The sequence below is a fragment of the Acinetobacter sp. UNC436CL71CviS28 genome, from assembly GCF_000620525.1.
In the GTDB taxonomy this organism is placed as follows: Bacteria; Pseudomonadota; Gammaproteobacteria; order Pseudomonadales; family Moraxellaceae; genus Acinetobacter; species Acinetobacter radioresistens.
The window spans coordinates 21315-33690 of record NZ_JIBB01000033.1; the positions used below are offsets into that span (position 1 = coordinate 21315).

The window sequence follows — 12376 nt, forward strand, 5'->3', positions numbered from 1 at the left end:
TGGACAATAAAAAACCCTGCTCAATGGCAGGGTTATCTAAGTTAGGCATGAAGCATTATGTACAAAACTTTTCCCATACAGTTTGAAACTCGCCAGATTCTATATTCTCTCCATCGATAGCAACTATCGCGGGACTCGCTATAAATCGTTTGAATCCAGTGTAACCTCCAAAACTGTTTTTGCTATTTACTTCGCCGCACATACCGCTCTGATTACGTATTTGCGCACTTTCAGGATCTTTTAAGAAATTCTTTAATGCAATTTCTGCATCAACCTCAATAGCAATAGCTCGATCACGTGCCTCTCTCTCCCGATCACGTCGTTCTTTTTCAGCTAATTTAGTGGCCTCACGCTCAGCCTCAGCCTTCTGCTGTTCTTCATTACGCGCTTTTCGGTCAACCTCTCGTGCCAACAACTCAGGGCTTGCTGTTCCATTCTTTAAAGCTTTTTCTTCTGAAGCTTGAAGGAACATGCCTGAAAAGCTTAGTAAGAAAAATATTCCCACACCCAACCAGAGGCCTTTAATAGACGGGCTTATTTCTGTTATCTTTTTTTGAATTGGAGGCAACATCAAAATACCAGCCAATATCATAAATAAACTGCCTAAAAAGCTTTCCCCAATTAATGTTATTCCTCTGAGAATAAAAACTAAGCCAAAAAACCATAAAATTACTGCAATTAATTTATTCTTCATTACAAATTACGCCATAAGATTTTCACAATTCTGTCGCGACATAAAATAATAGTGTATTCCTGCAAATCCACTTCTTTTACATACTCAGTAGCTGCACAATATAGTTTGCCATCATCAAGTACATAATGTCTTGGGGCTCTGACTTCTAATTTGTCTTTTAGAGATTGATGACTATCACCAATTTTTACCAGGTCACCAGATGGAGTTCGGATACTAGTGGTTGTTCTCTCAGCAAAAGTAAACCCCGACACTAAACACAAAGCTAATAATAAATATTTCACATTTCACCCCTAAATTATTATTTTCCCATCATAACTTTAGGGTGCCACTTGATCAATCAGAAACCATTTCTTTCTTGAATGATTCAAAGCCTTTTTTGTCGGATTGGGCTACACGAACTGCAACGGCGTTATTAAAAATTCCCTGCTTATACAGCTTATTTGCTGCATTAACGTAGTTCTGAAATGCACCGTAAGTCATTTCCATGATTTCACTATGCTGATGGCCCATTGATACCAGAAACTGGAATGAATTAAACCAGGTGGAGTCATCTTTCTTTTTGATGCCGCGTTTAGGTCTTTCATATTTGAAGTAAGCCTGGTTGATCAGAAGCACCGCTTTAAGCAGATCTTTAAACCCTTGCTCATCAGCAGCAAGTTTCATTAGTGATTCTTGGTCCAGATCGGTGACGCATGCCATGGTTGCAACGACTTGCACACCGTGAGCTTTAAATAGCCCTGTCAAAATCTCATCTGAATGATTTTGGTCTTTGATGAAGTTTTTTAATACTTCAGCATGCATTGCCCAGGTGTCAAAGTCTTTCATCTGGATCTGACGCACTTCAATGTCATTGATTTTGATGCTTCGATTTGTTGCTAGGAAAAAATCATTCATGATGGGGTCTCGAAAAAGCCACCCGAAGGTGGCATTGGTTTTCCCTTTCAGATTTAAAATCCGGAAGGGTTTTATTTATTCATCATCTTTAAAATCTAGGCTTGGTTGCGCCTCTTTGATCAGTTCATCTAATTCTTTTAGTAATGCTGGCTTGGTTTGCTTGCCCTCCACAGACAAAAACCGCCCCGCTTCAGACAAGCATTGTGTAATCAGTTCAATTTGCGCTGAAAGTTTACCAATGCGCACCTGTAGCCCATCTTTAAGCTGACGAGCTAATTCTTCTTGTTCGATATAGTATTTTCGAATCTCATGGCCTTTTTCATTGCGCTCCATCATTCCAAGGTGCTTGGTCATATCTACCGAGATGATGTATTCAATTGAAGTTTGCCCGGTCTTTGAAAGCTCCACTTTTTGGTGGAGCTTAATGTAGTCGAAGTTTTCTTCGAACTTACACTGAGTAATTCTGCGCTTAATCCATGTTGAAAAGTCCTGCTTGCTCTCTAGCATTTTGTGCAGGTCACGCGCATTCACACCGAGCTGAACTTTTTCATTTAATTCGACTTCGATAAATGGAGTTTGATTTTCAATTGTTACGATTGCATTCATTGATCTGCTCCGACTACTCATTAAAAAAGAAACACTGGCAAGAAGATGCAATGAATAGTCGAAACGACCATCTTCTTTTCGGGGATCAGCCTAGCCAGTGGGTTGCCTGAAAACAGGCATTAAAAAAGCCGACTAGTTAGGCCGGCTTTGCTTTAAAAATATAGATTTCTGTCAATAGGTTGGTAAATGACTTTGAGTTGTAAAAACTAGTTAATACAATTCGAAATCATCTAAACACAGGCACAAAAAAAGATGCTTTCGCATCCTGTGGAGTTCTTTGTGCCTGTATGGGGTTATTCCGCTGCCGGAATCGTCACAACATGGCCATATAAGCCTAATGCCGGATCTGCTTGCTTTGTTACATCAGATAAAGCCTGACCAGAAATTTCATACTGACCAAGCTCTTCATGAATCAGCGGGAAAGTGGTTTCTGGTGACTTCTTGGTACGCCATAAACGTACAGCCATATGTTTACCATTCGCTGTATTGATGCCCTTAAAGAAGAGTTCGTACTCTTTTTCAAAGTCGGATGCCAGAGTGGTGTTAGTCACTGCTCCAGTGGTGTAAGTGGCTAAGATCGGCATGGTCAGATCTGATACATCATGGAAAACCACAGTACCAAATATAGCATCCAGTGTGTAATTCTCTGGATCAACAGTCTTAGCTGTGCCAGTGGTTGAATCCTTGAATGAAACCGTTTTCAGGTTATAACCATCCAGTTTGATTTCTTTACCGGCCACCACAGTACCCAGTGATATATCTGTCGCTGTAGTAGTTGCTACGGCGTGATTCATACCAGACAGGATATATTGAAGGTTTTCTGGATCAGTTTCTTCCAGCGTTCCCGTAAAATTCACTGATGTTGCGTTGATCATCGTGAAGTCAGTAGTACGCTGACCAGATGTTGATTCTTTATGCTCAACAACATCAGCACCAATTTCTAACTCAAAGTCTGGCACGTTACCCAAATGGCGCATTGCACTAGCAACACCATTCACAAGTTCTGACAGGTAAAACTTACCTTGCAGCGAAATATATTCCTTAGCCATTACTTTTGCTCCCCTGTGGTTTTCTTGGCTGAAGCCGCTGGCTTTGCTTCAGGCACTTCTTGAATCACGCCATCTGCTAATAATTTTTCGATTTGCGCTTGAGGTAATTCGGCAATCACATCGCCGACGCCAAAACGCCCCACTGGTTTTAAAGCTTTATATTGCTTCACCATAACGGCTCCTAATTAATAAATTTGATTTCAAATAAGAAAGGGAAATACGCAAAGCCTGCCGATGAGCCAATTTGCACACCCGCATCGACACGCTCAAATGACCGAAAGCCTGCAATCTGAGGATTAAAGCCTTGCATCTTACTTAACAATTCACGGATCAGCGGATCTGCTTCTTTACGAATATTGCTCGTTTGATTAAGTTGCGATGATGCATCACGTACAGTTAAAACGATCAACCATTGCTGAGTGACCATATTCGACCTACCTTGCCCAACATTATCGCCCACCCGATCACCGACATAAATTACATTTAAAGCGGGAGCTATGTTTGTAATCTGAAGCATGTCATCAACGCTAAACGGTGTATTTACTGCCAAAATGCCTTCACTGGGTGTTAGCAACTCAACAATCTTCGGTTCAACTGCAAAATAATCACTTAGCATTAAGTAATAACTCCAACAAATACTCTTCAATCTCAAACAGAACTTCCTGAGAGTCATCCACAGACATGCCAAGAAATGGGCGCGGCGGAATAATCACACTTTGAATCTGTGCCCATCCACCCATTGTGGTTTTAAACTTTAAATACTTTCCGCCTTTAGCCCTGATCGTCGCACCAAAATGCATGACCGGGGCATAGAAAACATTGGTTCCCACGATGACGCGTTTACCACCATCAAGTACGGTGTACTTAATTGAGTTATACAATCGACTTGTATCACGAAGCGTTGTACCGCCCTGAAGCTTTGCACGCCATGACTTTTGCCAAGGCTTATCATCAGTACCAATACCGGTATTAATACGCTGTTTTGTATTGTGTTCTAGTATTGAGCCGATGTTGTGCATCAACTTGGAGTGGTCGCCAGCTTCCTTTAAAACTCTGTTCAGCCACTCGGTTATCTTTTCTTGACCGTGAAATTGAATAGTATCCGCCATGATTAAAGACTCGGCATATCATCAAGTTTTGCGTTTGAGAAAACACCACCTGTGTACGTCGTCCCAAGTGGTGCGCTAGCTCTAACTTTTTTCGGCTTGGTTACTTCTTGAGTTTCAGCATCCTGAATTAGAAGCGTTGCCTTCCCATCCGCCACGCGTTTTAAAAACCCGATTGCATCTTCATATCGCTGACGCACTTGGTCGGACGCTTTGGAACGCCACAGTAAGAATCGAGCAATATCGCAGATATAGATTTTTAAGTTTTTAGGGGGGTCGGAAAGCGGCACATCGTAGATGACCCCGATATAACCATCGGCAATATCAGACGCATCTTCGATGTAGGAGTTGACCGACTCATTAGCAGTCAAACTTCGTTCTAATTGTGAGACCTCAACCTCTCCGTAACGCAAGACCAGATCGGCTCGGTTTGCGTACATAGGTCACCTATTTGGTTGAAACTACTTTCACCAATGCTTTTGGCTTAGCAACGATTGGTAATTGGTTTGATTGAACATGAAGCTCAAAGCCACGGTTGTGCTTCAATGGCTCTTGAGATGCGTAATACGGCAATGCAAGCGTATTCACCGTGTCAGAGAAGTCAGCAGGAGCTAATGCGTTTAAGAATACATCTTGTGTGCCAAGTGGGTATGCATGACCTTCTTTCACACCAATCAGCGGTACACCACCAATTTTTTGACGGTTCACAATGAATTTTAAGCCGCCAAATTCAAAGCCTGATTTATTACCAGCTGCAAGCACATCAGCGCCTTTAGACCAGTTTAAAAACACTTCACGCACGTTTTTGTGAGCAACCAAGGCATCGTAAAATGCGCGATCAACTTCCACTTCAATGCCTGATGTGGTTTCTTGACCCAAACCATCTTCGATTAAGTCAATAACATCTTGGCATTTCGCAGCAACATCAGTAGTTGCGGTTCCTAATTCAAAATCAACAAACTGCGGGGTAATACCGAAGCGCGTGTTGTAGTTCACAATCACTGTACCGTCAGCATCCAAGATAATGCCCTGTTTTGCTTTCGTACGACGAAATGCAAGTGTGGTATCGATTTTATTTTTCATGATCTGAAGTTTATCGAGCACTTTGCCATTCACGGTTTCAGCAGCAGTGCCACCGAAAGCACGAACACCCATCACATCAGCTGCTTTCACAACATCTTCAAGTGGCATGTGCGGAATCGCAAAGGTCTCTAAAGTTCGAGTACCGCTGCTATTTTTTGGAGCAACACCACCCCAGGCAGTTGTTGGCACTAAAACCGTGTCTTCAGCATAAAATTCAACTTCAAACGCACTGGTTGTGCCTGGCACATTGCGAAATAAATTCACATCGTTTGGATTACCAATGCGAGTTGGTAAGCTTGTAATAGCAGTGGATAATTCCTGTGTGCTAAATTCTAATTCGTCCATTCTTTTCCCCTTATGCCGAGCGCACAGTAGTGATGCCAAGAGTCTTAAGACCAGCAACAACAGTCGCCAAGTCACCCGCCTCAACTTTTAATTTTTCAGCCACAATACGAGCTTGATGCGCCAATATTACGCCTTTGCCTTTTTCGGTTGTGGTTTTCACTGTGCCAATTGCAATACCTGCAACAGCACCAGTGCCATCAAATGCAACGATGTCACCCGATGCATCAAATGATACCGGCTGACCATCTTCAATCGTTTGATTGATCGCCACGGTTGCATTTTCACGACTCGGACGATGGTTTCCATCCAATTCCCAAGCCAACCAATCTGACGTTACGCCTTTTTTAGTTACAGCCATTTTGTATTACCCCTTATTTACGCGCTTTTGCTTGGTCAACGAGTGACATCGGCTTTGCATTGAATTGATTTTGAGCTGGATCGCCACCTGCTTGGTGTTTAGTCAGGTGGTCAGGTAGACCTTGCTTTTTTAAAGTTGAATTTGCTGAAAATTTGCGAATTTGAGCAGCGGAAAATGCAAATGCAGCATCGTCCAGTTTTGCCATTTCGGCTTTTTCTTCTACTGAAAATTCAGTTTTGGTTTCAGCGGTTAGTGCCGTGATTTCAGCCTCACGCTTTTCAGCAGCGAATTTCTTCACATCTGATTCGAGTTGAGTGTTTTTCTGCTCAAGCTCTTGAATTTTGGCTTTCGCCTGTTCTAATTCGGTCACGTTAGTGCCCTCTTTGGTTGGTTGGGTTGGGTTGTGACTTGCCGCCACTGCACTTGTATTGTCATCAGCACCTAAGGCACAAAAAGATACTTCACGGATACGACCGCCACGGAACACTGTGATAGGCCCTTGATACGTTTTACCGTTCACTGTTACCGCTTGATCCGCTGCAATATCTTCGGTTGAGCTAGGCTCAATACGCACCGACATCTGCCACGGAAAGCCATCATCTGAGTCTTGAGCGACTTGTGAGCCAAACTCATTACTCATTAAGTCGCCCGAGATAACCAAACCTTGTGCATAGTCAATACTGTGACTATTGATCGCCCCTGCTCGTTGACTTGAACGATGCTCAAGTAATGCGGGAATACGACCTTTAATCTGAATAGAGTCCAAATCAAAAATAACTCGATCCCAATACCAGTGATCAAGGATCGGCTCACCGCTGTACGCCACACCTGTAAAGGTTCGTTTCTTTTTCCCTTCGACTGGCTGCTCAACAGCAAACTGCCCAAGTTCAAAGCAAAACTGATCTTTTGGCTTTTCTTGTAGTTCTGGCATTTTCATGCTCCATAAAAAGAACCGCCCAAATAGGACGGTCTTAAATTGATTTTGATTAATACAAATTAAATAATGTGTTATTTGCCACAAATAGCCGTGTAGCAAGCTCGTTTGTCTTTCTTAGCACCACTTTACTATCGGTAATGCTAATGACCTCTAAATTCAAATCAGGAGCCAATAGCGCACCTTTCAAGCCATTAATCTTAGATAAATCCAAAGCCTGCCCCTTCATGTCTAAGATTGTGATGCTTTTCCCTGCTTCAGCTGAAGTTTTAAATAAAGTTGGTGTTTGAATACCAATCACATTACCTTTTTGCAGATTAAGAGAATCAAAGCCTTTCAGATTGTTGCCTGTGAGCTTATTTTTAAGATTCTTTGCAATTGAAAGCAGCGAATCAAATGAACGTTTCATCCAGCCAACGATTGATCTGTCATCTTTCACCACGGCATTTTTAAGCAGATCAGTTAATACTTGCTCATCATCTCTTACAAGCTCGGTCAACATTCGTATTGCACTTGGCTCAACATCCTTTTTAGACTCAAGCACACGATCAACAATAGCTTCATTGACCTGTTTGGATACCTCAGACATAGGCTCAAATGCTTTCACAATTTTTTCATTCGCTTGCTGCGAGGCTAAAGCTTCGTTTTGAATATCACTTAATTTTCGTGCAAGCGGTGTATTTGTGAGTAATGCATCATCAATCTTTTCTTGAAGCACATTATTTAAGTGTTTGCCATAATTGCCCGGGCTTGTTGACCAATCTTTATCAGGCTGCACATCTGGCAATTCATCATCAATAGTAATGCCTTGCTTTTTGGCTTGCGCTTCAGTCAAAGCATCCACACCGCACCGACATAAAAAGCCATTTGGTGGGTAGTGTGTCAGCCAAAATGAGTCATCGATATGCCTAACAATATTGTTTAAAGCTAAATGACTTGGACGAACTCGACTATCCGTTAATGATGAATATTTCAAATAAGGCCGATTAGCTTTATTCTCCTGCTGCTGCGTCCAGATACCGTGAGCATAAGCATTCTGAATATTCGTGCGGAAAATATTATCCAGGTGGTGCGGGCTAAGCTCAATCCCTGACTCTTTAACCGCCTTTTGAAACTCTTGAAATGTCGAACCGCTTTCAATTGCTTTGTTAGATAGATTGATTACAGTCTTAATCTGATCAAGTGAAGCCAATCCACTTACTGTGGTTGCGTATTGTCTTGCATTCAAATCCAATAAATAGAACTCTTCAGGCAGAACAACACGCTTATCACGAGCATAACGGAGTGCTTCAGCGTAGGTTATTGTCATCACTTGCTCCGCTGAACATACCCGACCACATCAAATAAATATAAAGCTCTTGCCATGATTGCATTGAATTTCTCAACCGATTCGCTCAACATGGATTCGTATAGCTTGGCTTGCAGATCATTAACATCGGCAGATGACTCAACAACTTTAAGCAGCTCACTTTCCGAGAATAGCTGCTTATCGATTACATCAATTTTATCATCCACTTCTTGTTGATTTGGATCAATACCCTGCATGTCAGCCTTGAAACTAAATGCACGTTTCGGAATAGCTGAAAAAGTCTTAGGTGTTTGCTCTTGAGTCTCTGCAATATCACCATCTTGCAATCCATATTCACGCTGAAAGTATTGTGGTGTTAGATTTGCGCCTGCATTTTTAAGCTTTACATCGCGCTCAGCTTTATCTGTCTCAAGCGACTTTTCATCACCGATAATGATTTTATGCTTCGACCACTGGTTCAACTCACACAAAGCATTTACGACTGCTTGAATCGTCGGTGTAATCATCCGAATATCAGACTTGAGTTTGTCTTTCCGTACATTCTCATGCACTTGGCCCAATGCTCGACTGCCTGAATTATCAGTGCCGCTTGTAAGTGTTTGGCCTAAAATGAGCTTTTGAATCTGACGCTTGATTTCGGTATTGAATGTTTCAAATGACGACCCTGCTGTGCCTTGCGCCCCCCCAAGTACTTCTACATCATCCTCAGCATCAATTGAGACAACAGACTGAGCATGAGCAGACAGTAGTGCATCATTCATTGCCCGAATATCTTCATCATCACCATCTTTCACCTTTCCAAGCAAAATCGGTGTGCCAAATCGTTCTAAAAACTTCGCCCAGAACTTAAATCCATTCTGTTTGAAGAAGAATAACCAGTAGAGTGAAGCTAATAACGCCTTGCCATACGGTTGCTTATATGAAGATTTGCGACGAGTTAGGAAAAACTTAACTGTTTGATCTACTTCCACCTCATAACCCGATTCAGCACGATAAATCAAACGACCATCGTTTTTAGGCTCAAACCACTCCATCGGCTTTTCGCCAATCCATTTAAGCCCAATATGCGTATCCTTTTGCTCGTAAATCGCCTCTTGCACCGAATAGCCAAAGAACAGCGCATTGTGTGCACACGTTGCAAGCTCCACGAACCACTCATTCATCTCTTGAGTAAGCAATTCGGCTTCGGGTGTGTCGTTAGGCTCTAAACGATAAGGCGCACCAAGCAACGCATCCAAGCGAGTTTCAGCAGCTTGACCAATCTCATCATCATCAAGTAAGACAGACAATCGGTGACGTTGAATACCTGCTTTCATTAAAGTCTCGTCAACATCGGCAGCTTTGCCGGCATTAAAAAAACTCTTTACTGCTAAATGAGAGTCGAGTGAACCATTAGACAAAGCCTTATTTTTAACTTTGTCTTTTTTAGACTTTGCCATAGTTATTCCTAATTAAATGTTCTCGAGCCTGCGCCAGATGGCCGGGCTTTTGTCCTGGCTTCCAGTAATTCATTAAATGCATCACTTCCAGCATCGATTTGGTCATCATGCTTGCCGTTTGGAAAGTTACGCATTTCCTCAATCAATGGCTTATTCCAAGCACCGCGAAGCATCCGCACATTGCCGACGTTGACCTGAGCGGCAAAAGGCTGAGCACGGGTAATCTTATCACCAGAAACAGTCTCGGCTTTGACAGAAAAACCAGCCAGCATTTTGATAAAGCTTTTAGCTTGAGCCTTACCAGCTTGTCCCGGATCTTGGGGTAATCGAATTGCTACAGACTTACCATCCATCTCAGCAGTTTGTTTAATACGTTTCTCAACACCGTCTGGTCCAAGCTGGGCATGCTGCACATCCACAATGTAGATATACCCATCCTTGCCTTTGGCTTGACGCATACCAGCCGTGTAGTCACCCTCATTTTCAGAAGATGCCAAATCCCAAGCGCGAACCTCTTTAATAATTTCACTCGGCAATGCATCTACAATTTCAATATTGTCAGGCTTAAAAAAACCACCGGCTGGTGGTGATGGTCTTTGACGATATTGCCCTGAGAAAACATAAGGTGCTGCCAACTCCATTCGATTTAATGTTTCAATAGTATGCTTTGCAGGCCAGAGCGCAGTGCCATCATCTTGGATTGCAGAAAGGCATAAGTGTTGCCATTCTTCACCATTACCGCCATCAAGCAGCCAGCCTGCCAAATCTTCCTCATGCAAACGCTGCATAATGACAATGATTGGTGTATCTGGTGAGTTCGTACGAGACTCAAGTGTATTTTGGAACCACTCAATTACACCTTTACGAATGGTATCGGATCGTGCCTCACTCGCTTTATGCGGGTCATCAATAATGATTGCACCCCCAAAAGACTCTCTAATCTTGCCAGCACCAAAACCTGTAATAGTTCCGCCCGTACCCTGTGCATAGCACACACCACCAGCAACAGTGCGCCAATCATCCTTAGCCTTACTATCATCCCGTAGTATAAGGTCGGGAAATATCTTTTTAAAAGCGGGCTCTTGGACCAGATTACGAGTCTGAAATGCATTATTTGCAGCCAATGTGGCAGAGTAACTCACATGAATAAATTCGCAGTCCGGCACTTTACCAAAGCACCAAGCCATAAAATTAATTACCGCCAATTCAGTCTTGGAGTAACGTGGTGGAATATTAATGATTAAGCGTTTTGTTTCACCGCGAAAAACTTTCATAAGTGCATCGCAGACTACCCGGTGATGCCAGTTATGCATCCACTTATACTTACGACGTTCTTTGAACATATAGCGAGAGAAGAAATACAAATCCTCTTGAGCTTCAACTTGTATTGCCACATCTCTCGCTTCAGTAGTCATTTAAAATATCCTCTCGGGCTTTTTTAAACTCATCCAAAGTAATAGTTGTATTGACTGTCTGGATTGGCCCGCCATTCTTGCCAGTATGCTCTACTCTGTCATTGAACATACCAATGTGTTTACCAATGAGCTCAAGAGCTTTATTCGCTCCCGAATGTTCAAATTTAAACTCACCAGAGGGCTCACCATCAATCATCACCTCTTCAGCTTGCATGCATCTTTCAGCTATAGATTTGAGGTTTTTCAATACATAATAGCTATCTAACCCAAGCTCTCGATTTCGCTCTTCACGCAGAAAAGCAATCCGCTCTTTAACTTCGGGACGATTGAAAACCACCCAACCATGTTGACGAGCACTTCTTTCACTAAATCCGGCTCGTGCCGCTGCATTCTTGATACTAAGATCAATTAAATATTCATGACAGAACAACTCATGACGATCATCCACAAGTGGTTCTGCGCCAGGGTATTGTTCTGACATATTTACCTCATAAAAAAACCTCCGAAGAGGGCTTAAAATTCTTTATCTATCGAATCTTGGTAAAGCTTTTCTTTTAACAGATAGCCTTCAAGCATCCAGATTTTATTACGTGCATTCTCATACGCCACTTTGCGGCCAATCTCTGGATCAAAGTTCTCAGGACTTGCACACGCTGATTCACCCGTAACCGTGAAACCATTCTTTAAAATCAAAACGCAGAAAGTTAATGTCTCTAGTTGCTTATGCATCCCAATCAAGGCTGTTGTATTTGGGTCAGCACCCCATTGTGCATTTGCAGCTGTGAAGAAATATTTATCAACAATAACGCTATCAATATGATCTGGTGTTAAGCGTGGAGCATTTAAGCCTTTATCTTGAATCTCTTTTTCAATCTCTTGTTCTGACATGGTTTTTTACCTTTTTTAGACAACAAAAAAGAGCGCTCACGCACTCTCACATTTCCCACACTTCCTGCATTCTTTCACCCTGAACACATCATTCTCGAACTCCCACGCATGGAAGCAGAATATCTGGCGTATGTATCGGAGCATTCCTTTCTCCTTAATTATCGTACGATAATATTTTCAATTACTTAGCTTAGGCATAACACTGATATCTAAAGCAGCACCACTACCAACTATAATTAGCCAAGCCAATCGACCA

General features: G+C 42.3%; 17 protein-coding genes. All 17 read right to left on the minus strand.

Features of this window, described 5'->3' with window-relative positions:
* Window positions 1-55: 55 nt before the first annotated feature.
* Window positions 56-694: a hypothetical protein gene (locus tag N518_RS17390; protein ID WP_228133338.1), complete on the minus strand. Its 639-nt coding sequence runs from the start codon at window positions 692-694 to the stop codon at window positions 56-58.
* Window positions 694-975: a hypothetical protein gene (locus tag N518_RS0111950; RefSeq protein ID WP_026444317.1), complete on the minus strand. Its 282-nt coding sequence runs from the start codon at window positions 973-975 to the stop codon at window positions 694-696. Before N518_RS0111950 ends, N518_RS17390 begins: the two co-directional genes overlap by 1 nt.
* Window positions 976-1027: 52 nt before the next feature.
* Window positions 1028-1588: a hypothetical protein gene (locus N518_RS0111955; protein ID WP_026444318.1), complete on the minus strand. Its 561-nt coding sequence runs from the start codon at window positions 1586-1588 to the stop codon at window positions 1028-1030.
* A gap of 75 nt (window positions 1589-1663) precedes the next feature.
* A complete protein-coding gene (locus N518_RS0111960) occupies window positions 1664-2194 on the minus strand; it encodes an antA/AntB antirepressor family protein (protein ID WP_026444319.1) in 531 nt (176 codons plus the stop codon).
* Window positions 2195-2487: 293 nt separating this feature from the next.
* Window positions 2488-3243 carry a hypothetical protein gene (locus tag N518_RS0111965; RefSeq protein ID WP_026444320.1) on the minus strand — a complete coding sequence of 252 codons (756 nt, stop codon included), beginning with the start codon at window positions 3241-3243 and terminating at the stop codon, window positions 2488-2490.
* Entirely contained in the window at window positions 3243-3416 is a 174-nt protein-coding gene (locus N518_RS17260; protein ID WP_171076403.1) for a hypothetical protein, read from the minus strand. The genes N518_RS0111965 and N518_RS17260 overlap by 1 nt, the downstream gene beginning before the upstream one ends.
* 8 nt (window positions 3417-3424) lie before the next feature.
* On the minus strand, window positions 3425-3859 hold the full coding sequence (locus tag N518_RS0111975; protein ID WP_026444321.1) for a hypothetical protein: 435 nt from the start codon (window positions 3857-3859) through the stop codon (window positions 3425-3427).
* Window positions 3849-4352, minus strand: coding sequence for a phage virion morphogenesis protein (locus N518_RS0111980; RefSeq protein WP_026444322.1), 504 nt, complete (start codon window positions 4350-4352; stop codon window positions 3849-3851). Before N518_RS0111980 ends, N518_RS0111975 begins: the two co-directional genes overlap by 11 nt.
* A gap of 2 nt (window positions 4353-4354) precedes the next feature.
* On the minus strand, window positions 4355-4789 hold the full coding sequence (locus N518_RS0111985; protein ID WP_026444323.1) for a gp436 family protein: 435 nt from the start codon (window positions 4787-4789) through the stop codon (window positions 4355-4357).
* Between the two features lie 7 nt (window positions 4790-4796).
* Window positions 4797-5777: a major capsid protein gene (locus tag N518_RS0111990; RefSeq protein WP_026444324.1), complete on the minus strand. Its 981-nt coding sequence runs from the start codon at window positions 5775-5777 to the stop codon at window positions 4797-4799.
* 10 nt (window positions 5778-5787) lie between these two features.
* The gene (locus N518_RS0111995) at window positions 5788-6135 is read right to left on the minus strand and encodes a head decoration protein (protein WP_026444325.1); all 348 of its coding nucleotides are present in this window, start codon (window positions 6133-6135) and stop codon (window positions 5788-5790) included.
* Between the two features lie 13 nt (window positions 6136-6148).
* Entirely contained in the window at window positions 6149-7066 is a 918-nt protein-coding gene (locus N518_RS0112000) for a hypothetical protein (protein WP_026444326.1), read from the minus strand.
* 55 nt (window positions 7067-7121) lie between these two features.
* Window positions 7122-8378 carry a phage minor head protein gene (locus N518_RS0112005; RefSeq protein ID WP_026444327.1) on the minus strand — a complete coding sequence of 419 codons (1257 nt, stop codon included), beginning with the start codon at window positions 8376-8378 and terminating at the stop codon, window positions 7122-7124.
* Window positions 8378-9817 carry a phage portal protein family protein gene (locus N518_RS0112010; RefSeq protein WP_026444328.1) on the minus strand — a complete coding sequence of 480 codons (1440 nt, stop codon included), beginning with the start codon at window positions 9815-9817 and terminating at the stop codon, window positions 8378-8380. The genes N518_RS0112005 and N518_RS0112010 overlap by 1 nt, the downstream gene beginning before the upstream one ends.
* An 8-nt stretch (window positions 9818-9825) precedes the next feature.
* Complete coding sequence (terL, locus tag N518_RS0112015; protein ID WP_026444329.1) at window positions 9826-11232, minus strand: phage terminase large subunit; 1407 nt, start codon at window positions 11230-11232, stop codon at window positions 9826-9828.
* Window positions 11222-11713, minus strand: a complete 492-nt coding sequence (locus tag N518_RS0112020) for a terminase small subunit (protein ID WP_026444330.1) — start codon at window positions 11711-11713, stop codon at window positions 11222-11224. Before N518_RS0112020 ends, terL begins: the two co-directional genes overlap by 11 nt.
* A gap of 32 nt (window positions 11714-11745) precedes the next feature.
* Window positions 11746-12120: a Gp49 family protein gene (locus tag N518_RS0112025; protein ID WP_026444331.1), complete on the minus strand. Its 375-nt coding sequence runs from the start codon at window positions 12118-12120 to the stop codon at window positions 11746-11748.
* Window positions 12121-12376 lie beyond the last annotated feature (256 nt).